We start from the raw sequence: 22,914 nt of genomic DNA on the forward strand, positions 1-22,914 counted from the left end.
GCCAAAGGCCAGGGATACCGCGGAACCGGCTTTGCCGGGCCGCCGGTATCGCCCCCTTGAGGGGCTGAGGTCCGCGGCTCCAAGCCTGCCTGCGCAGGCTTGGACGGACCCGAAGAGCCGCTGCCTCTGGCAGCGACTCGGGGCGCCGCAGGCGCTTCGGGGGTGGTCAGGCTTTATCGGGCACCAGGCAGGCCTCGGCCACCTGCAGGCCGTTGTCCTTGGCGAAATTGACGCAGAAATCCCAGGCCATCGGCTCGGCATCGCGCAATTCGCGGTTGACCACCACGCACTTGATGCCATTGATCACGGTCGGCACGCACCAGGGCGAATAATTCAGGTGGCTGCCGGGCTGCGGCCCGCCGGGGCGGAACGAGCACATCACGCCGGCCAGGCGCTCCGCCCAGTCGCTGGGACGAAATGTCCGGCCATCCTGGGTGATGCCCTGGATGAAGATTTCTTTGGCGTTAGGAGAGACCATCTGTTGGCGAGAGAAAAGCGCGAGCAGTTGCTGCGCCGCACAAGATTCTAGCCGGGGGGTCCCTCAGGCGACATGCCTGGGGGCATTGGTGTGATGCGCAATCCTCACCGATGCGCCCGGAGCGGACGCCTAGAATCCGCGTTCCCTTTTCCGGAGATCCGCATGAGCGCCACTGCCGCCCCCTCGTCGCCCCACGTCATGAACACCTACGGTCGCCTGCCGATCGCGCTGTCGCACGGCCAGGGTTGCCGAGTCTGGGACACCAACGGCCGCGCCTACCTGGACGGCCTCGGCGGCATCGCGGTCAACACGCTGGGCCACAACCACCCGGAGCTGGTGCCGGCGCTGCAGGACCAGATCGCCAAGCTGATCCACAGCTCGAACTACTACCACGTGCCGGGCCAGGAGCAGCTGGCGGCCAAGCTGACCGAGCTGTCGGGCCTGACCAACGCCTTCTTCTGCTCCACCGGCCTGGAGGCCAACGAGGCGGCGCTCAAGCTGGCGCGCAAGTTCGGCCATGACAAGGGCATCGAACGGCCCGAGATCGTGGTCTATGAGGCCGCTTTCCACGGCCGCAGCATTGCCACCTTGTCGGCCACCGGCAACCCCAAGGTCCAGCAGGGCTTCGGCCCGCTGGTCGAGGGCTTCATCCGGGTGCCGCTGAACGACATCGCCGCGCTGAAGCAGGCCACCGAGGGCAATCCGAACGTGGTCGCGGTGTTCTTCGAGACCATCCAGGGCGAAGGCGGCATCAACCCGATGCGCTGGGAATACCTGCGCCAGGTGCGCGCGCTTTGCGACCAGCGCGACTGGCTCATGATGATCGACGAGGTGCAATGCGGCATGGGCCGCACCGGCAAGTGGTTCGCGCACCAGTGGGCCGGCATCAAGCCCGACGTCATGCCGCTGGCCAAGGGGCTGGGCTCGGGCGTGCCGGTCGGCGCCGTGGTCGCCGGCCCGCGCGCCGCCCACATCTTCGGCCCGGGCAACCACGGCACGACCTTCGGCGGCAATCCACTGGCGATGCGCGCCGGCATCGAGACCATCCGCATCATGGAAGAGCAGAAGCTGCTCGAGAACGCCGCCAATGTCGGCGCGCACCTCAAGGCCGCGCTGGAGCGCGAGTTCGGCGGCCTGGCAGGCGTGAAGGAAGTGCGCGGCCAGGGCCTGATGCTGGGCATCGAGCTCGACCGTCCCTGCGGCGTGATCCTGAACCGCGCCTGCGAGGCCGGCCTGCTGCTCAGCGTGACCGCCGACAGCGTGATCCGCCTGGTGCCGCCGCTGATCCTCAGCGTCGCCGAGGCCGACGAGATCGTCGCGATCCTGGCGCCGCTGGTGAAAGCCTTCCTCGAGGAGCCGCGGCCATGAGCACGACATCCGCCATCCGGCACTACCTGCAGTTCTCGGACTTCACGGCCGACGAATACGCGCACCTGTTCGCGCGTGCGGCGCTGATCAAGAAGAAGTTCAAGGCCTACGAGAAGCACCAGCCGCTGGTCGACCGCACGCTGGCGATGATCTTCGAGAAGGCATCGACCCGCACCCGCGTGAGCTTCGAGGCCGGCATGTACCAGCTCGGCGGCAGCGTGGTGCACCTGACCACCGGCGACAGCCAGCTGGGCCGCGCCGAGCCGATCGAGGACAGCGCCAAGGTGATCAGCCGGATGGTCGACCTGGTGATGATCCGCACCTTCGAGCAGACCAAGATCGAGGCCTTCGCGGCCCATTCGCGGGTGCCGGTCATCAACGGCCTGACCAACGAATTCCATCCCTGCCAGATCCTGGCCGACATCTTCACCTACCTCGAGCACCGCGGCACGAATTCGCAAGGACTGCCGGACCCGGCACTGCTGGCGGGCAAGACCGTCGCCTGGGTCGGCGACGGCAACAACATGGCCAACACCTGGCTGCAGGCCAGCGAGATCCTCGGCTTCAAGGTGCACGTCAGCACGCCGAGCGGCTACGAGGTCGACCAGTCGATCGCCGGACTGCGCTCGAACGCCAGCTACCAGGTCTTCAAGGACCCGATGGAAGCCTGCCGGGGCGCCGACCTGGTGACCACCGACGTCTGGACCAGCATGGGCTACGAGGCCGAGAACGAGGCCCGTCGCACGGCCTTCGCCGACTGGTGCGTCGACACCGAAATGATGCGCGTGGCCCAGCCCGACGCCCTCTTCATGCACTGCCTGCCGGCGCACCGCGGCGAAGAGGTCGAGGCCGACGTGATCGACGGCCCGCAATCGGTGGTCTGGGACGAGGCCGAGAACCGGATGCACGTGCAGAAGGCGCTGATGGAGTTCCTGCTGCTGGGTCGCGTGGCCTGACGCCTCACAACAGGCGCTGCGCTTTCGCCACGTCTTTCGCGCAGCGCCGGAGGCAGTCGATGAACACGCGCGCAGCCGGCGTCAACGCCTGGCTGTCGCGCACCAGCAGAGAAATCCGCAAGGTGGCCAATGGCGGGCCGGGCAGCGGCAGCCGCACGAGGCCGCTCGACATGGCCTGCCCGCTGACGAGGTTGCCCGATGACAGCAGGGCCAATGCGTCGGTCTGGTACAGCAGCATCAGCGCCATGTGCGTCGACTGGCAGGCAATGACATCGGCAGGCGCCGCGGTTCGCCGCGCCGCAAAGAGGCGCTGGAGCAGCGCCCGCCCATAGCCCGGCACCAGCCACAGGCAGCCCTGAAGGCTGGACAGCGAGCGGGCGCGGGACTGCGGATGGCCCTCCCGCGCGACGACGACCAGCGGTTGCTCCAGCAGCAGTTCATGCGCCAGGCCGTCGTGGTCCGACTCGCCCGATTCACTGACCACGGCGAAGTCGTAGTCGCCGCCATGCCAGCGCTCGTCGGTGCTGGGCCAGGTCAGCTCCTGCAATTCCAGCGCCACGCCGGGTCGCCGACCACGGAAGTCGGTCAACGCCGCCGGCAGCAATTGGGCCGCCGTCGAGCTGAACGCGATCGACAGACGGCCGCCGGTGCCATCGCGCAGTTCGGCGATTTCTTCCTGCGCGCGTCGCACTTCATTGAACAGCAGGTGACTGCGCCGCAGCAGGGCCGAGCCGATCTCGGTCGGCGCCACGCCCTTGACGCTGCGAGCGAACAGATTCGCGCCGATTGCGCGTTCGAGTTCGCGCACCGCATGGGTCACGGCCGGCTGGGTGAGGGCCAGCCGGCGCGCCGCCGAACGGATGCTGCCGGCCTCGGCGACCGCACGAAAGATCTCGAGCTGGCGAAGGCTCGGGTACGGGGCAGCCGCAAGGGCAGAGGGCGCCGGACTATCAATTGGATTGATCATCAAAAAAAAATCTCTGTCTTTTATTTATACCGTCGCTTTTCTACAGTGGAGCCCCTTTCCACACAAGCCCTTCACGAGGAACCCCGATGACATCCGCTCTTCCCCCCTGGGCCCGCCGCGCGGCCCTGCTCATACTGGGCCTCGCGGCCGCCATGAGCGCCCAGGCCGAGGCCAAGCCGCCGGTGCGCATCGTGGTCGGCTTTGCCGCCGGCGGCGGCATCGACACGACGGCGAGAATCCTTGCCGAAGGCATGGGCCAGGTGCTGGGCCAGACATTCGTGGTGGAGAACCGGCCGGGCGCTGGCGGCCTGATCGCCGCGCAGGTCTTGAAGGCCGCGCCGGCGGACGGCACCACGCTGCTGCTGACCAACGACCACACCGTCGCGATCCTGCCGCACACGCTGAAGAACCCGGGGTTCGACACCACCAGGGACTTTGCGCCGGTCGCCGTCGTCAGCGACAAGATCGTGTTCGCCCTGGCCACGCATCCCGGCACGGGCATCACGCGGCTCAAGGACATCACCGCATGGGCCCATCAGAATCCGGGCAAGGCCAACTTCGGCGTGCCGGCGCCGGGGAGCATGCCCGAGTTCGCGGTGAGCCTGCTGGCGAAGGGACTGCAGATCGACGCGGCGCCGGCCGCCTATCGCGGCGGCTCGCCGCTCGCCATGGACCTCTCGGCCGGCCAGATTCCCTTCGGCGTCACCTCGACCTTCGAACTCATGCCGTTCGCAAAGACCCAGAAGATCCGTTTCCTGGCGGTCTCGGGCAGCGCACGGCACCCGGACCTGCCCGAGGTGCCAACCTTCKCCGAACTCGGCATCCGGGGTCTCGAGCTGTCCAACGTGGCCGGTCTCTATGCACCGGCCGGCACGCCGCCCGCGGTGATCGCGCGCTACAGCGAGGCGGTGCGCACCGCGCTGTCCTCCGAGAAGACCAGGGAACGCCTCCAGGCCCTGGGTTCGATACCGAACTACGGCGGACCCGACGCGCTGGCCCAGAGCATCCAGCGCATCTCCGACGCCTGGGGCCCCGTGATCCGCCAGTCCGGCTACCAACCGCAGTGAGAAAACCATGCAAGACGACATCCTCATGAACGACGGCGCCGTGCGAACCTGCTTTTCGGCCGACTACGCCGAAGCCCGCTCCAAGTTCATCGCCGCCGCCGAAAGCGCCGGCGCCCATCTCGAACATCGGGTGCTCGAAGGCATCGCCGGTGCGGGCGGCGAAACCCTGGCGACCGACGCGGCGCTGCTCGGCACGGCCGACGCCGAATCGCTGCTGGTGCTCAGTTCGGGCGTCCACGGCGCCGAGGGCTTCTGCGGCTCGGGCTGCCAGGTGGCGCTGCTGCGCGACCATGCCCTGCTGGGCCTGGCGCGCGAGCGCGGCGTGGCCCTGCTGCTGATCCACGCGGTCAATCCCTACGGCTTCTCGCACCTGCGCCGCACCAACGAGGACAACATCGATCTGAATCGCAACTTCATCGACTTCACGCAACCCACGCGCAACCCGGCCTATGCCGAGCTGCACGATCTCATGCTGCCGCTGCAATGGCCGCCCACGGAAGACAACGCGCGCAGCCTCGCCGGCTACGTCGCCCGCCACGGCGAGACGGCCTTCCGCGAAGCCGTGACGACCGGCCAATCCGAATTCGCCGACGGCTTGTTCTATTCGGGCACCGCGCCGAGCTGGAGCAACCGCACGCTGCGCGCCATCCTGCGCTCGCATGCGGCCCAGCGCCGGCGCATCGCCTGGATCGACGTGCATACCGGCCTCGGCCGCTGCGGGCATGGCGAAAAGATCCATGCCGGGCTGCCCGGCACGACCGACAACCTGCGCGCGACGCGCGCCATCTGGGGCGCGGACGTGGTCGCCGCCTGGGAAGGCGATTCGGCCTCCCGCCAGGTGGTGGGCCATGCGGTGAGCGCGGTCTTCGCCGAGTGCCCGCAGGCCGAGAGCGTGGGCATCGCGCTCGAATACGGCACCCGCAAGACCACCGCCATGGAGGCCCTGCGCGCCGAACACTGGCTGCACCGCCACCCGGGCGCGGCGAGCGCCGAACAGCGTGCCGGCATCAAGCAGGACCTGCGCGATGCCTTCTACGTGGACGACGACGAATGGCGCGGCATGATCGCGGGCCAGTGCCGCACGGCGCTGCTGCAGGGCGTTCTGGCGCTCGGGCGCTGAAGCGCATCCGCCGGCCGGCGGGCGTGGCACTCGATGACACCTGTTCCGTGTCCGATGTTGGAAATAACCGACACCACGAACCCGCTCCCGGCGCTACCTTTGCGCCATGACGCAACGCCTCTGGGATATTTCCCCCCCCGTGCATGAGGGCGCGCCGGTCTTCCCCGGCGACACGCCCTACCGGCAGCGCTGGGCCGCGACAATCTCGCCGGGTTGCCCGGTCAACGTCAGCGAGATCAGCCTCTCGCCGCATGTCGGCGCGCACGCCGACGCACCGCTGCACTACGACCCCGCCGGCGCAACCATCGGCCAGGTCGATCTCGCGCCCTTTCTCGGCCGCTGCCGCGTCATCCACGCGATCGCGCGCGGACCGCTGGTCGAATGGGCGCACATCGCGCATGCGCTGGCCGACCTGCCGCCGCGCGTGCTGGTGCGCACCTACCAGCGCGCGCCGGTCGATCGCTGGGACGGCGCCCTCGCAGCCTACGCGCCCGCCACCATCGAGCGCCTCGCCGCCCTCGGCGTCAAGCTGGTCGGCATCGACACCGCCAGCATCGATCCGGCCGACAGCAAGACGCTGGACAGCCACCAGGTCATCCGACGGCTCGACCTGCGCGTGCTCGAGAACCTCGTGCTCGACGAAGTGCCCGAGGGCGACTACGAACTCATCGCGCTGCCGCTCAAGCTGGTCAGCGCGGACGCCTCTCCCGTGCGCGCCGTGCTGCGCGAGCTTCACCCAGGATCGCCATGACCCTCGACGACTGCAAGCGCCTCGACGCGCAAGATCCGCTGGCCGCGCTGCGCGGACAATTCCACCTGCCCGAGGGCGTGATCTACCTCGACGGCAATTCGCTCGGCGTGCTGCCGAAATCAGCGCCGGCACGCATTGCGGAGGTCGTCACGAAGGAATGGGGAGACGGCCTGATCCGCTCCTGGAACAGCGCCGGCTGGTTCGACCTGCCGCAGCGGCTGGGCGACAAGGTCGCGCGCCTGATCGGCGCCGCGCCGGGCGAGGTGGTGTGCACCGACAGCACCTCGATCAACCTCTACAAGGTACTGTTCGCGGCCCTGAGCCAGGTGCTGCTGGCGACACCGGGCGCCAGCCCCAAGCGCCGCATCGTGCTCAGCGAGCGCAGCAATTTCCCGACCGATCTCTACATTGCCGAGTCGATGTGCCAGGATCGCGGCTTCGCGCTGAAGCTGATCGACGCCGGCGAGCTGCCGGCGGCCCTGGACGAGGAAGTCGCCGTGCTGATGCTGACCCACGTCAACTACCGGACCGGCGCGATGCACGACATGGCGGCCCTCACCGCCGCCGCTCACGCGGCCGGCGCGCTCACGGTCTGGGACCTTGCGCACAGCGCCGGCGCGGTGCCGGTCGCGCTCAACGACAGCGAGGCCGACTTCGCGATCGGCTGCGGCTACAAGTATCTCAACGGCGGACCGGGCGCGCCGGCCTTCGTCTGGGTGCACACCCGCCACGCTGGCCATTTCGCGCAGCCGCTCTCGGGCTGGTGGGGCCACGCGGCGCCGTTCGAATTCACGCCGCATTACCGGCCGGCAGCGGGCATTGCGCGCTACCTCTGCGGCACGCAGCCGATCATCGCGCTGGCCGGGCTCGAGTGCGGGATCGACACCGTGCTGGCCGCCGAGGCCTTCGACGGCGGGCAGGGCCCGATGGCGGCCCTGCGCAGCAAGTCGCTGGCGCTGACCGATGCCTTCATCGCGCTGGTCGAGCAGCGCTGCGCTGGCCGCTTCGCGCTGGTGACGCCGCGCGCACATGCGCAGCGCGGCTCGCAGGTGTGCCTGGCCCTGCGCGACGGCGGCGCGGGCGCCTACGCGATCGTGCAGGCGCTGATCGCCCGCGGCGTGATCGGCGACTTCCGCGCCGGCGATGCGCAGGTGCCGGACATCCTGCGCTTCGGCTTCACGCCGCTGTACCTCGGCTTCGAGGACGTCTGGAACGCGGTCGAGCACCTGGTGCAAGTGCTCGAGCGCGAGGAATGGAAACGGCCCGAGTTCAACCAGAAGCTCGCGGTCACCTGAGGAACAAACCAGATGAGCACAGAACAGATCGTCCACGAGGAAAAGGCAAAGCTCGACTTCAGCGCCTCGATGAGCTACAGCGACTACCTGAGTCTCGACCAGATCCTGAGCGCGCAGCATCCACGCTCGCCGGCGCACGACGAGATGCTTTTCATCGTGCAGCACCAGACCAGCGAACTCTGGATGAAGCTGATGCTGCACGAGCTGCGCGCCGCGATCCGCGCCATCGCCGAAGACGACCTGTCCAGCGCCTTCAAGATGCTGGCGCGGGTCTCGCGGATCATGGAGCAGCTGGTGCACGCCTGGGACGTGCTGGCGACCATGACGCCGCCCGAATACAGCGCCATGCGCCCCTATCTCGGCGCCTCCAGCGGCTTCCAGAGCTGGCAGTACCGCTGCATCGAGTTCGCGCTCGGCAACAAGAACGCCGCCATGCTCAAGCCGCACGCGCATCGCCCCGACCTGCTGGCCGAGGTCGAAGCCGCCTGGCGTGCGCCCTCGCTCTACGACGAAGCGCTGCGCCTGCTGGCGCGCCGCGGCCTCGATGTTCCGGCCGACCACCTGGAGCGCGACTGGTCGAAGCCCTACGAATCCAGCGACGGCGTCGAGCAGGCCTGGCTGGTGGCCTACCGCGAGCCGAAGAAATACTGGGAGCTCTACCAGCTCGGCGAGGAGCTCACCGACCTCGAGGACGCCTTCCGCCTCTGGCGCTTCCGCCACGTGACCACGGTCGAGCGCGTGATCGGCTTCAAGCGTGGCACCGGGGGCACCGGCGGCGTAAGCTATCTGCGCAAGATGCTCGACGTGGTGCTGTTCCCTGAAATCTGGAAACTGCGGACCGATCTCTAGGCAGCCCCAGCCCACGCCGGCCCGCTTCGCATCACAACAAAGAGGAGACGAGGATGGACAACGACTACTTCGGCGATGAGGAACTCGCGCAGCTGCGCTCGCATGGCATCGTGCTGTTCGCGCGGCGCGTGATCTTCGACGCCCAGCCGCCGATGACCGAAGCGCAGATCGCGGCGGTCCAGGCGCTGTGCGCCGGGCCGCTGCCGCCGGAGCTGCTGGCGCTGTGGCGCCTGAGCGCCGGCGGCCGCCTCGACTACGACCTCCACCTGCACATGAACGGCAACGAGGAGTCGGTGGTCTGGAACGAATTGTTCTGGAACGGCAGCGACGGCCCCCGCGACCTGCAAGGGTGGATCGACCACGAGCGCGAGGGTGCGCAGCAGGCCGCCGCGGACAGCGGCGAGCCCTGGGACGGCAAGCTGACGCTGCTGCCCTTCGGCGGCTTCGAAGACAGCGACCGCGTCTACGCCGTGGTCGAGCCCGGCCCCGACTACGGCCACGTGCTGGCCTGGAAGCAGGGCTTGCCGGCGCCCTGGCCGCACGAGATGCACGAGGACGGCATGACCACCGTCGCCCACGACCTGTGCGCAGCCTTCGAGGCGCTGCAGCTCGACGAAGACCCGTTGGCGCCGGCGGACGACTACTTCACCGGTCAGACGCTGCTCGAATACCTCGACCAGCGCCATCAGGAGCACGGACTGCCGCTCGAAACGATGGACCGGCTGATCGCCTTCTATCGCAGCGCCATGGTCGACTGGCGGACGCCGCTCGCCGCCGGCACGTTGGGCCAGGCGGCGCCGCTGGCGCGCGTCGCCCTGCGCCATGCGATCGCGACCGATGACGCCGAGCTGGTGCAAAAGCTCGCAGCCGCCGAGGTGGCGCTCGACGGTCCGCTGCTGGGCAGCGCGATCGCCACCGACCTGGCCCTGAGCCACGGCGCCCACCACGCCGCGGAAGCGCTGGTGCGGGCCGGCGCGCCGGTGGCGCACGACGCGCTCGACTGCATCGACAGTGCGGTCTCGCCCGAACTGGTCGGCCTGCTGCTGGAGCGCGGTGCCGAGCCCAGCACCACCGCCATCGCCGAATGCGTGGCCTGCGGTGCGCCGGCCGCCGCGCGGCTGATCGCCGACGCCTATGCGCAGTCCCACGACGACGTGGTCAGCGCCTACGCGGCGGCACGGGACGGCATGCTCGCCGAGCTCGAGGCCGCGCTGGTCGAGGTGCATGCGGGCCGGCTCACGCACTACCTGGGGTCGGCGGGGCTCACCAAGCGCGTCGACCACCTGCAGAGCTTCGAGCTCTGAGTCAGCCGGCGTAGAGCCAGGGGACATCGAGGAGGCGCGCACCCAGCAAGCGCAGGGCTGCATCGCGGCCCAGCCGCACCAGCCCGGTGGCATGGAAGATCTCGCCGTTGCGACGGGCCCGGGCCTGCACCTGGGCATTGCGCCGCCAACGCGCCTCGGCGTAGCGCGCGAACGCCGCCGGAACGGCCGCCGCATCGCCACCGTCGAGCGCCTCCGCCAGCGCCACGGCGTCCTCGATCGCCATGCCCGCCCCTTGCGCGAGGTACGGGAGCATCGGATGCGCCGCGTCGCCGGCCAGTGCAATGCGCTCGCTCGCCATCTGCAACGGACCGGTGAGCGGCGGCCGGTCGTTGAGGGTCCAGGCGCGCCAGCCCGGCACCGCCTCCAGCAGCGCCTGCAGGCCGGCGCCGGTGCGGCCGGTGGCGGCCTGCAGCGCCGCCAGGCTGGAGGCCTGGTCCCAGTCGCGCGCATCGCCGGCCGGTGCCGACTCGGCCAGCACCACCACGTTGAGTGCATCGCCACGGCGCACCGGATAAGCCACCGCATGCAGCCGCGGTCCGAGCCAGACCGTGACCCGCGTGCTGCGCAGCGACGCCGGCAGGGCCGACTGGTCGACCAGCGCGCGCCAGGCCGTGTGGCCGGTGGCCCGCGGTGGCGAATCCTGGAGCAGGTACGGCCGCACCGTGCTCCAGAGCCCATCGGCGCCGACCAGCGCATCGCCCTCCCAGGCACGGCGCTCGGTGCTCGACACGCAGACCGCATGGTCGCGTGCGACCACGCCGGTGACCTGTGCCGCGGTCGTCAAGGTGACGGCACCGGTGCCACGCACCGCCGCCAGCAGCAGCGCGTGCAGGTCGGCGCGATGGACGCAGAAATAGGGCGAGGCGTAGCTGTGCAGCATCGCGTTGCCGAGCGGCAGGCGGGCGATCTCGCGGTCGTCGGTGGCGCTGCGCACCACCAGCGCGTCGGGCCGCGCCGCGATCCGCACCAGCGCCTCCCAGACGCCCAGCGACTGCAGCCTGCGCGTGACGTTGGGTCCCAGCTGGATGCCGGCACCCACCTCGCCGAAGGCCACGGCCTGCTCGAGCAGGTCGACACGATGCCGCCGCCGGGCCAGCGCAAGCGCACTCGCAAGGCCCGCGATACCGCCGCCTGCGATCAGGATGTGGGCTGCCATCGAGCGCACTCAGCGCGCGGGCTTGGCGGGGGTCTTGTCGTAGGCGTCGGCCTTGGTGCCGCCACCCGTGCCGCAGCTGCCGCAGCTGTCGCAGGCACCGCAGCCCGACGCCTTGCCGAGCGACGTCGCGAGTTGCCGGGCACGTTCGGCATCGACCAGGCCCACACGCCGCGATCCGGCGGCCAGCCGGCCGGCCGCCGCGCGACGCCAGCTGCCGGGCATCCAGCGCCAGACGGCATAGACCGCCGCCAGGCCGACGATCAGTGCAACCACGATCTGTTGGGTCATCTCATCCTCCTGTGAGTGCCAGGGCCACCCGGTAGGTGATCCAGCACGCCATGTAGGCGAGCGCGAACAAGTAGCCAGCCATGATCCAAACATAACGCCAGGCGCCGGTCTCGCGTTTGACGGCGGCCAAGGTCGAGATGCATTGAGGCGCGAAAACGTACCAGACCAGCAGCGACAAGGCCGTGGCAAGCGACCAGCTGCCGGCGATCAGCGGTTCGAGCTGGCCGGCGACGTCGTCGCCGGTGGCGGACAGCGCATACACCGTACCCAGCGCACCCACCGCCACCTCGCGCGCCGCCATGCCCGGCACCAGCGCGATCGAGATCTGCCAGTTGAAGCCGATCGGCGCGAAGACGTGCTCGAGGCCGCGGCCGATCATGCCCGCCAGGCTGTACTTGATCGCCGGGCCGGTGGCGCCATCGGGCGGCGCCGGGAAGGTCGACAGGAACCACAGCAGGATGGTCAGGGTCAGGATGATCGTGCCCACGCGCTGGATGAAAATCCAGGCCCGCTCGTAGAGGCCCAGCGCCAGGTTGCGCAGGTTGGGCCAGCGGTAGGCCGGCAGTTCCATCAGCAGCGGCGAGCGCTGCCGGCTGTCGCGAAAGCGCTTCATGACCCAGGCCACGGCCATCGCGGAGACGATGCCGAAGACATACAGCGCGAACAGCACCACGCCCTGGAGATTGAACACCCCGGCCACGCTGCGCGCCGGGATGAAGGCGGCGATCAGCAGCGCATAGACCGGCAGCCGCGCCGAACAGGTCATCAGCGGCGCGATCATGATGGTCGTGATGCGGTCGCGCCAGTTGCTGATGGTGCGGGTGGCCATGACGCCGGGAATGGCGCAGGCGAAGCTCGACAGCAGCGGGATGAACGAACGGCCCGAGAGCCCGACGGTGCCCATCACGCGGTCGAGCAGGAAGGCCGCGCGCGGCAGGTAGCCCGAATCCTCCAGTGCGAGGATGAACAGGAACAGGATCAGGATCTGCGGCAGGAACACGATGACGCCGCCGACCCCCGCGATGATGCCGTCCACCAGCAGGCTCTGCAGCATGCCCTCGGGCACGACGTGCTTGATCAGTTCGCCGAAGGCGGTGGTGGCTTCCTTGATCGCCTCCATCGGCACCGCGGCCCAGCTGAACACGGCCTGGAACATCAGGAACATCGTGACCGCCAGCACCAGCATGCCCCACGCCGGATGCATCACCACGCGGTCGATGCGATCGCTGGCGGCCAGGCTGCCGACCGTCTCGCGCACGGCCAGGCCCAGGATGCGGCGCACCTCGCGCTGGGTGTCGAGCACCTCGTCGAGGCCGGGCGCATGCCATGGCTGCGGCATGGCGGCGGCCACCGGGGCGTCGAGTGCCTCGAGCAGGCCCTGGGCGCCGCCGCTGTGGACGCCGACGGTCTCGATCACCGGCACGCCGAGTTCGCGCGACAAGGCGGCGGTATCGACGGCGATGCCCTGCTTCTTCGCCATGTCGGTCATGTTGAGCGCCACCACCATCGGCAGGCCGAGGCGCTTGGCCTCCAGCACCAGCCGCAGGTTGAGGCGCAGGTTGGTGGCGTCGGTCACGCACACCAGCAGATCGGGCAAGGCCTCGCGGCTCTTGCCGGTGACCACGTCGCGCGTCACGGCCTCGTCGGCCGACAGCGCATTGAGGCTGTAGGCGCCCGGCAGGTCGAGCACGAAGACGCGCCGGCCGGCGGCGGTGCGAAGGCTGCCTTCCTTGCGCTCGACCGTCACGCCCGCGTAGTTGGCGACCTTCTGGCGGCTCCCCGTGAGCAGGTTGAACAGCGCGGTCTTGCCGCAGTTGGGATTGCCGAGCAGCGCGATGCGCTGCGGCGGGCTGATCGAGACCGCGGCGCCGGGCTGGAATTGGAGGGTCGCTTCAACCATGGCCGACCGCCCCCGGGGTCACGCGGATCAGCGCGGCCTCGTGCCGGCGCAATGCGAAGGTGGTGTGGCCGAGCCGGACGGCCAGCGGCTCCCGGCCCGGCACCCCGGTGGCGACGATGCGCACGGCCTCGCCCGGCACGAAGCCGATCTCGGTCAGGCGCAACACCAGCTCGCGGCCTTCGACCTCCTCGGGCCGAAGCACGTCGAGCACCGTGGCCCACTGGTGGTTGGGAAGCTGATCGAGTCTGATGGCGGCCGAGGCCGCGCCGTTCATTGTGGTCACCCGCGGAATCCAGAAAATTCAAAATGAGAATTATTCTCGAAAACCCCGGGGTTGGGGGCGATCTGGCGCAAGAATCCCTCAGGATGGAGCGGTCCCTGTGCAGGACCGCCCCGGAAGTCAGGCGCCGGTCRGGCTGCCAGCAACTGACGCAAGACGAAGGGCAGGATGCCCCCGTGCTTGTAGTAGTCGACCTCGATCGGGGTGTCGATGCGCAGCCGCACCGTGACTTCCTGGTGGGTGCCGTCGGGGCGATGGACCACGATCTTGACGTCCATCTGCGGCTTGAGCTCGCCGCCGATCACGACGTCGATCTTCTCGTCGCCGGTCAGGCCCAGGCTCTCCCACGAATCGGCGCCGCGGAACTGCAGCGGCAGCACGCCCATCCCGACCAGGTTGGCGCGGTGGATGCGCTCGAAGCTGCGCGCCACCACGGCCTTGATACCCAGCAGCTGCGTGCCCTTGGCGGCCCAGTCGCGCGAGGAGCCGGTACCGTATTCCTCGCCGCCGAAGATCACCGTCGGCACGCCCTGCGCCATGTACTTCATCGCGGCGTCGTAGATGAACATCTTCTCGTTGCCGGGCTGGAACAGCGTCAGGCCGCCCTCCTCGCGCGAACCGTCGGGGCCGGCCGGGATCATGAGGTTCTTGATGCGCACATTGGCGAAAGTGCCGCGCACCATCACGTCGTGGTTGCCGCGGCGCGAGCCGTAGCTGTTGAAGTCGGCCTTCGAGACGCCGTGCGCCTTGAGCCAGAGGCCGGCCGGCGAGCTTTCCTTGATCGAGCCGGCCGGCGAGATGTGGTCGGTGGTGATCGAGTCGCCGAACAGCGCCATGATGCGCGCCCCGGTAAAGCCGGCGTCGCTGGCGTGCGGCTTCATCTTGAAGCCCTCGAAGAACGGCGGCTCGGCGATGTAGGTCGACTTGGGCCAGTCGTAGACCTGCCCCTTGGTGCCCTTGATGCTGCTCCAGAGCTTGCCCGGGTTGTCCTTGATCTGCTCGTAGTTCTTGCGGAAGGTCTTGGCGTTCATCGCGAAGCGCAGGTTCTCGTCGATCTCCTTCATGCTGGGCCAGATGTCGCCGAGGTAGACGTCGCGGCCCTTCTTGCCCTTGCCCACCGGCTGGGTCATGAGATCGACCATCACGTTGCCGGCGATCGCGTAGGCCACCACCAGCGGCGGGGAAGCCAGGAAGTTCGCCTTCAGGTTGGGATGGATGCGAGCCTCGAAATTGCGGTTGCCCGACAGCACCGCGGCGCCGATCAGGTTGTTCCTGGTGATGACCTCGTTGATCTCGGGCGTCAGGTCGCCGGAATTGCCGATGCAGGTGGTGCAGCCATAGCCGGCCAGGTAGAAGCCCAGCTTCTCGAGGTAGGGCAGCAGGCCCGCCTTCTCGAGGTACTCGGTCACGATGCGCGATCCCGGCGCCAGCGAGGTCTTGACGTGCGGCTTCACGGTGAGGCCGGCCTCGACCGCCTTCTTGGCCAGCAGGCCGGCGGCCAGCATCACGCTCGGGTTCGAGGTGTTGGTGCAGGAAGTGATGGCGGCGATCAGCACGTCGCCATTGCCGATCGTCACCTGGCCCTTGGGGGCGGGCGGCGCGCTGGCTGCCACGTGGGCCGCGGCCTTGGTCGAGCGGTTGGCGACCATCTCGACCATTTCGCGCGGCGCCCCCGGCGGCGGCGCGGCGGCTTCCTTGTCGCCGCTGCGGCCGTCGTGCGTCAACGGGTAGCGCAGCGTCAGCGTGTCGGCCGGCTGGTTGAAGCCGTTGGCCTCGTTGGGCTTGCTGTAGAGCTCGGAGAACTTGGTCGCCAGGTCGCCCAGGTTGATGCGGTCCTGCGGGCGCTTCGGGCCGGCCAGGCTGGGCGACACGGTGCCGAGGTCGAGCTTCACGATCTTGGTGTAGGAAAGCTCGCCCGGCACCGGCATGCCGAACAGCCCCTGTGCCTTGTAGTAGGCCTCGAAGCGCTCGACCTCGGCGTCGGTGCGGCCCGTGCCCTTGAAGTAGGCCACGGTCATCTCGTCGACCGGGAAGAAGCCCATGGTGGCGCCGTATTCGGGCGCCATGTTGCCGATGGTGGCGCGGTCGGGCACCGCGATCGAGGCGGCGCCGGGGCCGAAGAACTCGACGAACTTGCCGACCACCTTCTCACCGCGCAGGATGGCGGTCACGTAGAGCACCAGATCGGTGGCGGTGACGCCTTCGCGCAGCTGGCCGGTGAGTTCGAAGCCGACCACGTCGGGGGTCAGCATGTAGACCGGCTGGCCCAGCATCGCAGCCTCGGCCTCGATGCCGCCGACACCCCAGCCGACCACGCCGATGCCGTTGATCATCGTCGTGTGGCTGTCGGTGCCGACCAGCGAGTCGGGGTAGTAGACCGGCCCGGACTTGTCGTTCAGGCCCTTGTCGTTCGGGCTCTTGTAGACGCCGCGGGCGAAATACTCGAGGTTGACCTGGTGGACGATGCCGAAGCCCGGCGGCACGACGCCGAAGGTGTCGAAGGCCTGCATGCCCCACTTCATGAACTGGTAGCGCTCGTTGTTGCGCTGGAACTCGAGCTTCATGTTGAGGTCGAGCGCCTTCGGCGTGCCGTAGTAGTCGACCATCACCGAGTGGTCGACCACCAGGTCGACCGGCACCAGCGGCTCGATGGTCTTGGGCGACTTGCCGAGCGACTGCGCCACGCTGCGCATCGCCGCCAGATCGGCCAACAAGGGCACGCCCGTGAAGTCCTGCAGCACCACCCGGGTGACGACGAAAGGCACCTCGTCGGTCCGCTCGGCATTGGGCGCCCAGTTGGCCAACTGCTCGACGTGCTCGGCCGTGACCTTCTGCCCGTCGCAATTGCGCAGCACCGATTCGAGCACGATGCGGATCGAGACCGGCAGCTTGTCGACGTTGGGATACTGCTTCGCGAGCTCCTTGAGCGACCAGTACTTGCCGCTCTTTCCCGCCGCGGTCCTGAAGGTCTTGAGCGTGGAGGCGAAGGCGTGCGCCGGTGCTTTGGCCATGAAGAATCTCCTGTGTTCGTGGAAGCTCTCCAAAGATAGCAGGGTTCGATGACCTCGGCTGCATTCCGAGCAGGCGCCAGCGCCGCTGTGGCGGCGGCGACCCGGCGGCCGGTCGATGACCTGGGAGGTCATGGCCGCCGCGCGCCGCTTCATTAGGATGGCGTCCATGAACACCCTGCGCGCCTCGCCACCGACCGCGGCCGACCCGTTCGGCGCCCACCTCCGCCACTGGCGCCAGCATCGGCGCCTGAGCCAGCTCGACCTGGCCCACGAGGCGCAGGTCTCCACCCGCCACCTGAGCTACGTGGAAACCGGCCGCGCCGAACCGAGCCGCGAGATGGTGCTGCGCCTGGCCGAACGGCTCGAGGTGCCGCTGCGCGAGCGCAACGCCTTGCTGGTGGCGGCCGGCTACGCGCCGATGTACCGCGAACGATCGCTGGACGATCCGGCCATGGCCGCGGCGCGCCGCGCGGTCGATCTGGTGCTCAAGGGCCACGAGCCTTTCCCCGCGCTGGCGGTCGACCGCCACTGGAACCTGGTGGCGCACAACGCGATGGTGCCGATGCTGATGGCCGGTGCCGCCCCGCACCTGCTCGAGGCGCCGGTCAACGTGCTGCGGCTCAGCCTGCATCCGGAGGGCCTGGCGCCCCGGATCGCCAACCTGGCCCAGTGGCGGACCCACCTGCTCGAACGGCTGCAGCAGCAGATCGCCGCCACCGGCGACGCCGGGCTGTCGGCCCTGCACGACGAGCTCGCGGCCTACCCGCAGCCGCAGGTGAGCCACGACGCGCCGGCCGCCGGCGCAGAGCCCTCCCACGTGGTCGTGCCCTTCCAGCTCGTGACGCCCCAGGGTGTGCTGAGCTTCATCAGCACGACGACGATCTTCGGCACGCCGGTCGACGTCACTCTGCAGGAGCTCGCGGTGGAGTCCTTCTTTCCGGCCGATGCGCAGACGGCGAACGCACTGCGCGCCCTGGCCGTTCGCTGAAGCGGCCGCCCACGCCGGTCCCCAATGAAAAAGCCCCGCGATGCGGGGCTTTTCGGTCGAGGGACGCCGGAAATCAGGCGGCGACCTTGTCGGCCACCTCCCTGTACTCGTCGATCTTGTCGAAGTTGAGGTACTGGTAGATCTGTTCGCTGGAGGCGTCGATCACGCCGACGTTGGTCATGTACTCCTCCTTCGTCGGGATCCGGCCCAGGCGCGAGCAGATCGCGGCCAGCTCGGCGCTGCCGAGGTACACGTTGGTGTTCTTGCCCAGGCGATTCGGGAAGTTGCGCGTGCTGGTCGACATCACGGTCGCGCCTTCGCGGACCTGCGCCTGGTTGCCCATGCACAGCGAGCAGCCCGGCATCTCGGTGCGCGCACCGGCATTGCCGAACACACCGTAGTGGCCCTCTTCGGTGAGCTGCTGCGCGTCCATCTTGGTCGGCGGCGCGATCCACAGCTTGACCGGGATGTCGCGCTTGCCCTCGAGCAGCTTGGAAGCCGCGCGGAAGTGGCCGATGTTGGTCATGCAGGAACCGATGAACACCTCGTCGATGGCCGCACCGGCCACGTCCGACAGCGTCTTCACGTCGTCGGGATCGTTCGGGCAGGCCACGATCGGCTCGTGGATGTCGGCCAGGTCGATCTCGATGACCGCGGCGTAGTCGGCGTCGGCGTCGCCCTTGAGCAGCTGCGGGTCCTTGAGCCAGGCTTCCTGGGCGGCGATGCGGCGCGCCAGCGTGCGGGCGTCGGCATAGCCCTCGGAAATCATCCAGCGCATCAGCGTGATGTTGCTGTTGATGTACTCGATGATCGGTTCCTTGTTGAGGTGCACCGTGCAGCCGGCGGCCGAGCGTTCGGCCGAGGCGTCGCTGAGCTCGAAAGCCTGTTCGACCTTGAGGTCCGGCAGGCCCTCGATCTCGAGGATGCGACCCGAGAAGACGTTCTTCTTGCCCTTCTTCTCGACCGTCAGCAGGCCCTGCTTGATGGCGTAGAGCGGAATCGCGTTGACCAGGTCGCGCAGGGTCACGCCGGGCTGCATCTTGCCCTTGAAGCGCACCAGCACCGATTCGGGCATGTCGAGCGGCATCACGCCGGTGGCGGCCGCGAAGGCCACCAGGCCGGAGCCGGCCGGGAAGCTGATGCCGATCGGGAAGCGGGTGTGGCTGTCGCCGCCGGTGCCGACCGTGTCGGGCGTCAGCAGGCGGTTGAGCCAGCTGTGGATCACGCCGTCGCCCGGACGCAGCGAGACGCCGCCGCGCGTGGCCATGAAGTCCGGCAGCTCGTGGTGCATCTTGACGTCGACCTTCTTCGGGTAGGCCGCCGTGTGGCAGAAGGACTGCATCACGAGGTCGGCGCTGAAGCCCAGGCAGGCCAGGTCTTTCAGCTCGTCGCGGGTCATCGGGCCGGTGGTGTCCTGGCTGCCGACCGAGGTCATCTTCGGCTCGCAGTAGGTGCCGGGGCGAACGCCCTGGCCTTCGGGCAGGCCGCAGGCGCGGCCGACCATCTTCTGGGCCAGCGAGAAGCCCTTCTTGGTGTCGACCGGGCTGACCGGCAGGCGGAACAGCGTCGAGGCCGGCAGGCCCAGGGCTTCGCGCGCCTTGGCCGTGAGGCCGCGGCCGATGATCAGCGGAATGCGGCCGCCGGCACGCACTTCGTCGAACAGCACGTCGCTCTTGACCTTGAATTCGGCGATTACCTTGCCGTCCTTGAGCGCCTTGCCTTCGTAGGGACGCAGCTCGACCACGTCGCCCATGTTCATCTGGCTGACGTCGAGTTCGATCGGCAGCGCGCCGGAGTCTTCCATCGTGTTGTAGAAGATCGGGGCGATCTTGCCGCCGAGGCAGACGCCGCCGAAGCGCTTGTTCGGCACGTAGGGGATGTCCTCGCCGGTGAACCAGAGCACCGAATTGGTCGCGCTCTTGCGCGACGAGCCCGTGCCGACGACGTCGCCGGCATAGGCCACCAGGTGGCCGCGGGCGCGCAGGTCCTCGATGAACTTCACCGGGCCGCGCTTGCCGTCTTCTTCCGGCACGATGCCGGGGCGCGCGTTCTTGTGCATCGCCAGTGCGTGCATCGGAATGTCGGGGCGCGTGGTCGCGTCGGGTGCGGGCGACAGGTCGTCGGTGTTGATTTCGCCCGCCACCTTGAAGATGCTGACGGTGATGCTTTGCGGCACCTCGGGGCGGCCGGTGAACCATTCGGCATCGGCCCAGCTCTGCAGCACGGCCTTGGCGTTGGCATTGCCCTTGTCGGCCTTTTCCTTGACGTCGTGGAACTGGTCGAACATCAGCAGGGTCTTCTTGAGGCCCTCGGCCGCGACGGCGCCGACCTCGGCGTCGTCCAGGAGGTCGACCAGCGGTCCGATGTTGTAGCCGCCGAGCATGGTGCCGAGCAGTTCCGTGGCGCGGGCGCGCGTCAGCAGCGCGCTTTTTTCAGTGCCGTGCGCCACGGCGGCGAGGTAGCTGGCCTTGACCTTGGCGGCGTCGTCGACGCCCGCCGGCACACGATGCGACAGCAGGTTCAGCAGGAAGTCGGCCTGGGCCACGGCCGGCGTCTTCATGAGCTCGATCAGTTCGGCGGTCTGCTTGGCGGTCAGCGGCAGCGGCGGGATGCCGAGCGCGGCGCGTTCGGCAACATGTTCAACGTAGGCTTGCAACATCTTCTTTTCTCCGGAAACACAAAAGGTCGGGCGGCTCCCGCTCGGAAGCAAGAGCCGCGCCTTGGCTGGATTACTGCGTCTTGGCGGCCGACGACGAATCGCCGCTCTCGAACAGGCTCTTGGGCGGGTTTTTCTTCATGTCCTCGGCCACTTCGGCCTGCTTGGCCGCCTGGCATTCGTCGGCCAGGCGCAGGCCCTGCTTCTGGCTCATGAGCATCGACTTGTTGCCCAGCTGCAGCCACATGGCTTCCCGGACGGGGTCCTCGAGCCGGACGGCGCCGGTGCGGCTGGTGACCGGATGCAGGCGGTACTTGACGCCGGCGTGCGTCAACGTGAAGAAGCCGGGCTTCTTGGGATCGGCCTCGATGTTCACGCTGGCGCCGAGCTCGCACTTGATGGTGCCGGTCAGGATGGTCTCGGCGACCTTCAGATCCTGCTCCGACAGCGTGACGTCGGTTTCTTCGCTGATGGGTTTGGCCTCTTCGACCCTCTTGATGATGCGTTTGGGCACCACCTTCTGCACGACCTTCTTGCCGGTCGTGTTGGCTGCCGGCTGCTTCGCCGTGGTGCTTGCGGCATTGGTCTGGGCCATCGCCGCGAGCGGCAGAGCAAGGGCGGTGGCGGCGATCAGGGCAATCGTCTTCATGAGTCAGGTTCTTTCGGGGGTAGGTTTCAGGAGATGGCGGGAGCAAACCACGCCCGCGCCTCGGTAGGCAAGTTGCGGCCGGTGGCATGCGCCCGTTCGAGCACCTGCCAGAAATGGCGGTAACTGGCACGATCATGCAATGTGCCATCGATACTGACCGGCGCCCATGCGGCAAGGGCGGCGGCGGCCATGATTTTTGTAGCGATTTGAATCTGCCGCTCGTCGGGCGCGAAGGCCTCGAGGATCGGGCGGATCTGGTTCGGGTGGATGCTCCACATCCGCGTATATCCGAATTCCGTCGCGGCCCTGCGGGCGGCGGCACGCATCGCTTCGACATCGTTGAACTCGGTCACGACGCAATGCGAAGGCACCTTGCCATGGGCGTGCGCCGCGGAGGCGATCTCGAGCTTGGCACGAACCACCAGCGGGTGCGTGAACTGCCCGGCGGCAGCCATGCCCTCGGCCGGAATCGCGCCGCCGTGCGAGGAGACGAAATCCATCAGGCCGAAGCTCAGCGACTGCACCCGCGGATGGGCCGCGATCTCGAAGGCGTGGTGCACGGCCAGCGGGGATTCGATCAGCACGTGCAGCGGCAGCGCCTCGGCGCCGACGGCGTCGAGCGCCAGCACCGCTTCACGGACGTCGTCGACCGACTCCACCTTGGGCACCATCAGGTGGCTCAGGCGATGGCCGGCGCGTCCGGCGACGGTCATCACGTCGGCCGGGAACGCCGAATGGTCGACCGGATGGACCCGTGCGCCCACGCGCATGCCCGGGGCCGCCGACAGCGCGAGTTCGGTCACCAGCGCCGCATGCTCGGCCTCGCCGCCGACCGGCGCGCCGTCCTCGCAGTCGAGCGTGACGTCGAACACGCAGGCGCCGAACTCCTGGGCCATCTCGGCCTGCAGCGCCAGGCTCTTGCGCATGCGCGCCTCGACACCGCTGTAGTGGTCGCAGACCGGCAGCGCCACGGCGCCGGCCTGGGCGCCGAGCAGCACCTCACGCGGATGGTGGGTGGAGATACTTTCGGTCATGCCTTCTTCTGCGCCACGATGAACAGGCGCGGGAAAGCCAGCAGCAGCTTTCCGTCGCTGCGCGCCGCATAGGCACGGGCGATGCGGCGTTCGTATTCGGCCAGGTAGCCGGTCTTCAGTTCGCCGGGCAAGGGGTCGACGAAGGGCTTCAGCCCGGTGCCGCTGACCCATTCGACGATGGCCGCCGCGGAGGCCATCGGATGCTGGTAGGCGGTGCGCCAGACATCGACCGCCGCGGCCTCGCCGGCCAGCAGGTCGTAGTAGCCGTCGATTCCGAGCAGTTCGGTGCGCAGCCGGTCGGGGTTCCCGATGGCCTGCGCCCAGGGTGCCTCGGCCGCCACCTCGCGCATCAGCCGGTGCGTGGGCTCCTGGCGGTTGTCGGGCATCTGGATCGCCAGCACGCCCCCGGGCGCCAGCGCCGCGAAGAGCCTGGGGATCAGGGCTTCGTGGTCGGGCACCCATTGCAGGGCGGCATTGGCATAGATGAGGTCGGGCGCCGCCTCGGGCGCCCAGGTCGCGATGTCGCTGAGCTCGAAGCGGGCCTGCGGCACGCGTTGCCGCGCACTGGCGAGCATCGGCTCGGAGTTGTCGGTGCCGACGACCGCGGCACCGGGAAAGCGCTGCACCAGCAACTCGGTGGAATTGCCCGGCCCGCAACCGAGGTCGAACACGCGCGCCGCCTGGGTCAGCGGCACCCGTGCCAGCAGATCCCGGGCGGGACGGGTGCGCTCGTCCTCGTAGCGGCTGTAGAGCGCGGGGTTCCAGTCGAGCATGCC

At 68.8% G+C, this 22,914-nt stretch carries 19 protein-coding genes and 1 pseudogene; 9 read left to right on the top strand and 11 right to left on the bottom strand.

From position 1 onward, the window contains the following. Nucleotides 1–166: 166 nt before the first annotated feature. Nucleotides 167–478, bottom strand: a complete 312-nt coding sequence (locus AC1D2E_RS14440) for a DUF3579 domain-containing protein (RefSeq protein WP_478198032.1) — start codon at nucleotides 476–478, stop codon at nucleotides 167–169. 162 nt (nucleotides 479–640) lie between these two features. On the opposite strand from AC1D2E_RS14440, the gene AC1D2E_RS14445 reads away from it, so the two are divergent. Together AC1D2E_RS14445 and argF are read left to right on the top strand one after the other, a co-directional pair. Further along, nucleotides 641–1,846 carry an acetylornithine/succinylornithine family transaminase gene (locus AC1D2E_RS14445; RefSeq protein WP_478198033.1) on the top strand — a complete coding sequence of 402 codons (1,206 nt, stop codon included), beginning with the start codon at nucleotides 641–643 and terminating at the stop codon, nucleotides 1,844–1,846. Then, nucleotides 1,843–2,802, top strand: coding sequence for an ornithine carbamoyltransferase (gene argF / locus AC1D2E_RS14450; RefSeq protein ID WP_478198034.1), 960 nt, complete (start codon nucleotides 1,843–1,845; stop codon nucleotides 2,800–2,802). The genes AC1D2E_RS14445 and argF overlap by 4 nt, the downstream gene beginning before the upstream one ends. 4 nt (nucleotides 2,803–2,806) lie before the next feature. Here the strand turns inward: argF and AC1D2E_RS14455 are convergent, their stop codons facing one another. Beyond that, complete coding sequence (locus AC1D2E_RS14455; RefSeq protein WP_478198035.1) at nucleotides 2,807–3,769, bottom strand: LysR family transcriptional regulator; 963 nt, start codon at nucleotides 3,767–3,769, stop codon at nucleotides 2,807–2,809. An 86-nt stretch (nucleotides 3,770–3,855) separates the two neighbouring features. Here AC1D2E_RS14455 and AC1D2E_RS14460 point away from each other — a divergent pair, with 86 nt between their 5' ends. From AC1D2E_RS14460 to AC1D2E_RS14485, 6 genes are all read left to right on the top strand, one after another. Next, nucleotides 3,856–4,836 carry a Bug family tripartite tricarboxylate transporter substrate binding protein gene (locus AC1D2E_RS14460; protein ID WP_478198036.1) on the top strand — a complete coding sequence of 327 codons (981 nt, stop codon included), beginning with the start codon at nucleotides 3,856–3,858 and terminating at the stop codon, nucleotides 4,834–4,836. Nucleotides 4,837–4,843: 7 nt separating this feature from the next. After that, entirely contained in the window at nucleotides 4,844–5,956 is a 1,113-nt protein-coding gene (locus AC1D2E_RS14465) for a M14 family metallopeptidase (protein WP_478198037.1), read from the top strand. Nucleotides 5,957–6,062: 106 nt separating this feature from the next. After that, entirely contained in the window at nucleotides 6,063–6,707 is a 645-nt protein-coding gene (kynB, locus tag AC1D2E_RS14470) for an arylformamidase (RefSeq protein WP_478198038.1), read from the top strand. Continuing rightward, on the top strand, nucleotides 6,704–8,002 hold the full coding sequence (gene kynU / locus AC1D2E_RS14475) for a kynureninase (RefSeq protein WP_478198039.1): 1,299 nt from the start codon (nucleotides 6,704–6,706) through the stop codon (nucleotides 8,000–8,002). The genes kynB and kynU overlap by 4 nt, the downstream gene beginning before the upstream one ends. Before the next feature lie 12 nt (nucleotides 8,003–8,014). After that, nucleotides 8,015–8,851, top strand: a complete 837-nt coding sequence (gene kynA, locus AC1D2E_RS14480) for a tryptophan 2,3-dioxygenase (protein ID WP_478198040.1) — start codon at nucleotides 8,015–8,017, stop codon at nucleotides 8,849–8,851. Between the two features lie 53 nt (nucleotides 8,852–8,904). Then, the gene (locus AC1D2E_RS14485) at nucleotides 8,905–10,155 is read left to right on the top strand and encodes an SMI1/KNR4 family protein (RefSeq protein ID WP_478198041.1); all 1,251 of its coding nucleotides are present in this window, start codon (nucleotides 8,905–8,907) and stop codon (nucleotides 10,153–10,155) included. A gap of 1 nt (nucleotide 10,156) precedes the next feature. Here AC1D2E_RS14485 and AC1D2E_RS14490 read toward each other — a convergent pair whose 3' ends face one another. From AC1D2E_RS14490 to AC1D2E_RS14510, 5 genes and pseudogenes are all read right to left on the bottom strand, one after another. Then, complete coding sequence (locus tag AC1D2E_RS14490; RefSeq protein WP_478177158.1) at nucleotides 10,157–11,332, bottom strand: FAD-dependent monooxygenase; 1,176 nt, start codon at nucleotides 11,330–11,332, stop codon at nucleotides 10,157–10,159. 9 nt (nucleotides 11,333–11,341) lie between these two features. Beyond that, complete coding sequence (locus tag AC1D2E_RS14495) at nucleotides 11,342–11,620, bottom strand: DUF6587 family protein (RefSeq protein WP_478198042.1); 279 nt, start codon at nucleotides 11,618–11,620, stop codon at nucleotides 11,342–11,344. A gap of 1 nt (nucleotide 11,621) precedes the next feature. Next, nucleotides 11,622–13,520 carry a ferrous iron transporter B gene (gene feoB, locus AC1D2E_RS14500; protein ID WP_478198043.1) on the bottom strand — a complete coding sequence of 633 codons (1,899 nt, stop codon included), beginning with the start codon at nucleotides 13,518–13,520 and terminating at the stop codon, nucleotides 11,622–11,624. Further along, nucleotides 13,513–13,794 (bottom strand): FeoA family protein, encoded by a 282-nt coding sequence (locus tag AC1D2E_RS14505; RefSeq protein WP_478198072.1) that lies wholly within the window; start codon nucleotides 13,792–13,794, stop codon nucleotides 13,513–13,515. Before AC1D2E_RS14505 ends, feoB begins: the two co-directional genes overlap by 8 nt. Before the next feature lie 140 nt (nucleotides 13,795–13,934). Continuing rightward, nucleotides 13,935–16,811: pseudogene (locus tag AC1D2E_RS14510) on the bottom strand (aconitate hydratase); the annotation flags it as partial. Between the two features lie 166 nt (nucleotides 16,812–16,977). Here AC1D2E_RS14510 and AC1D2E_RS14515 point away from each other — a divergent pair. Next, nucleotides 16,978–17,799 carry a helix-turn-helix domain-containing protein gene (locus AC1D2E_RS14515; protein ID WP_478198044.1) on the top strand — a complete coding sequence of 274 codons (822 nt, stop codon included), beginning with the start codon at nucleotides 16,978–16,980 and terminating at the stop codon, nucleotides 17,797–17,799. Between the two features lie 73 nt (nucleotides 17,800–17,872). Here the strand turns inward: AC1D2E_RS14515 and AC1D2E_RS14520 are convergent, their stop codons facing one another. From AC1D2E_RS14520 to tam, 4 genes are all read right to left on the bottom strand, one after another. Beyond that, nucleotides 17,873–20,458 (bottom strand): bifunctional aconitate hydratase 2/2-methylisocitrate dehydratase, encoded by a 2,586-nt coding sequence (locus AC1D2E_RS14520; protein WP_478198045.1) that lies wholly within the window; start codon nucleotides 20,456–20,458, stop codon nucleotides 17,873–17,875. 70 nt (nucleotides 20,459–20,528) lie between these two features. Next, entirely contained in the window at nucleotides 20,529–21,104 is a 576-nt protein-coding gene (locus tag AC1D2E_RS14525; RefSeq protein WP_478198046.1) for a hypothetical protein, read from the bottom strand. 26 nt (nucleotides 21,105–21,130) lie between these two features. Beyond that, on the bottom strand, nucleotides 21,131–22,138 hold the full coding sequence (locus AC1D2E_RS14530; RefSeq protein WP_478198047.1) for an HpcH/HpaI aldolase/citrate lyase family protein: 1,008 nt from the start codon (nucleotides 22,136–22,138) through the stop codon (nucleotides 21,131–21,133). After that, nucleotides 22,135–22,911, bottom strand: a complete 777-nt coding sequence (gene tam / locus AC1D2E_RS14535; RefSeq protein ID WP_478198048.1) for a trans-aconitate 2-methyltransferase — start codon at nucleotides 22,909–22,911, stop codon at nucleotides 22,135–22,137. Before tam ends, AC1D2E_RS14530 begins: the two co-directional genes overlap by 4 nt. Nucleotides 22,912–22,914 lie beyond the last annotated feature (3 nt).

The sequence above is a fragment of the Variovorax sp. P1_H2 genome (genome assembly GCF_056405295.1).

Coding starts and splice junctions, on each gene's coding strand:
- AC1D2E_RS14530 (WP_478198047.1), bottom strand. CDS start 22,138: ATGACCGAAAGTATCTCCACCCACCATCCGCGTGAGGTGCTGCTCGGC.
- AC1D2E_RS14490 (WP_478177158.1), bottom strand. CDS start 11,332: ATGGCAGCCCACATCCTGATCGCAGGCGGCGGTATCGCGGGCCTTGCG.
- AC1D2E_RS14455 (WP_478198035.1), bottom strand. CDS start 3,769: ATGATCAATCCAATTGATAGTCCGGCGCCCTCTGCCCTTGCGGCTGCC.
- AC1D2E_RS14445 (WP_478198033.1), top strand. CDS start 641: ATGAGCGCCACTGCCGCCCCCTCGTCGCCCCACGTCATGAACACCTAC.
- AC1D2E_RS14495 (WP_478198042.1), bottom strand. CDS start 11,620: ATGACCCAACAGATCGTGGTTGCACTGATCGTCGGCCTGGCGGCGGTC.
- AC1D2E_RS14505 (WP_478198072.1), bottom strand. CDS start 13,794: ATGAACGGCGCGGCCTCGGCCGCCATCAGACTCGATCAGCTTCCCAAC.
- tam (WP_478198048.1), bottom strand. CDS start 22,911: ATGCTCGACTGGAACCCCGCGCTCTACAGCCGCTACGAGGACGAGCGC.
- kynU (WP_478198039.1), top strand. CDS start 6,704: ATGACCCTCGACGACTGCAAGCGCCTCGACGCGCAAGATCCGCTGGCC.
- AC1D2E_RS14465 (WP_478198037.1), top strand. CDS start 4,844: ATGCAAGACGACATCCTCATGAACGACGGCGCCGTGCGAACCTGCTTT.
- AC1D2E_RS14440 (WP_478198032.1), bottom strand. CDS start 478: ATGGTCTCTCCTAACGCCAAAGAAATCTTCATCCAGGGCATCACCCAG.
- argF (WP_478198034.1), top strand. CDS start 1,843: ATGAGCACGACATCCGCCATCCGGCACTACCTGCAGTTCTCGGACTTC.
- AC1D2E_RS14520 (WP_478198045.1), bottom strand. CDS start 20,458: ATGTTGCAAGCCTACGTTGAACATGTTGCCGAACGCGCCGCGCTCGGC.
- kynB (WP_478198038.1), top strand. CDS start 6,063: ATGACGCAACGCCTCTGGGATATTTCCCCCCCCGTGCATGAGGGCGCG.
- AC1D2E_RS14485 (WP_478198041.1), top strand. CDS start 8,905: ATGGACAACGACTACTTCGGCGATGAGGAACTCGCGCAGCTGCGCTCG.
- AC1D2E_RS14525 (WP_478198046.1), bottom strand. CDS start 21,104: ATGAAGACGATTGCCCTGATCGCCGCCACCGCCCTTGCTCTGCCGCTC.
- feoB (WP_478198043.1), bottom strand. CDS start 13,520: ATGGTTGAAGCGACCCTCCAATTCCAGCCCGGCGCCGCGGTCTCGATC.
- kynA (WP_478198040.1), top strand. CDS start 8,015: ATGAGCACAGAACAGATCGTCCACGAGGAAAAGGCAAAGCTCGACTTC.
- AC1D2E_RS14515 (WP_478198044.1), top strand. CDS start 16,978: ATGAACACCCTGCGCGCCTCGCCACCGACCGCGGCCGACCCGTTCGGC.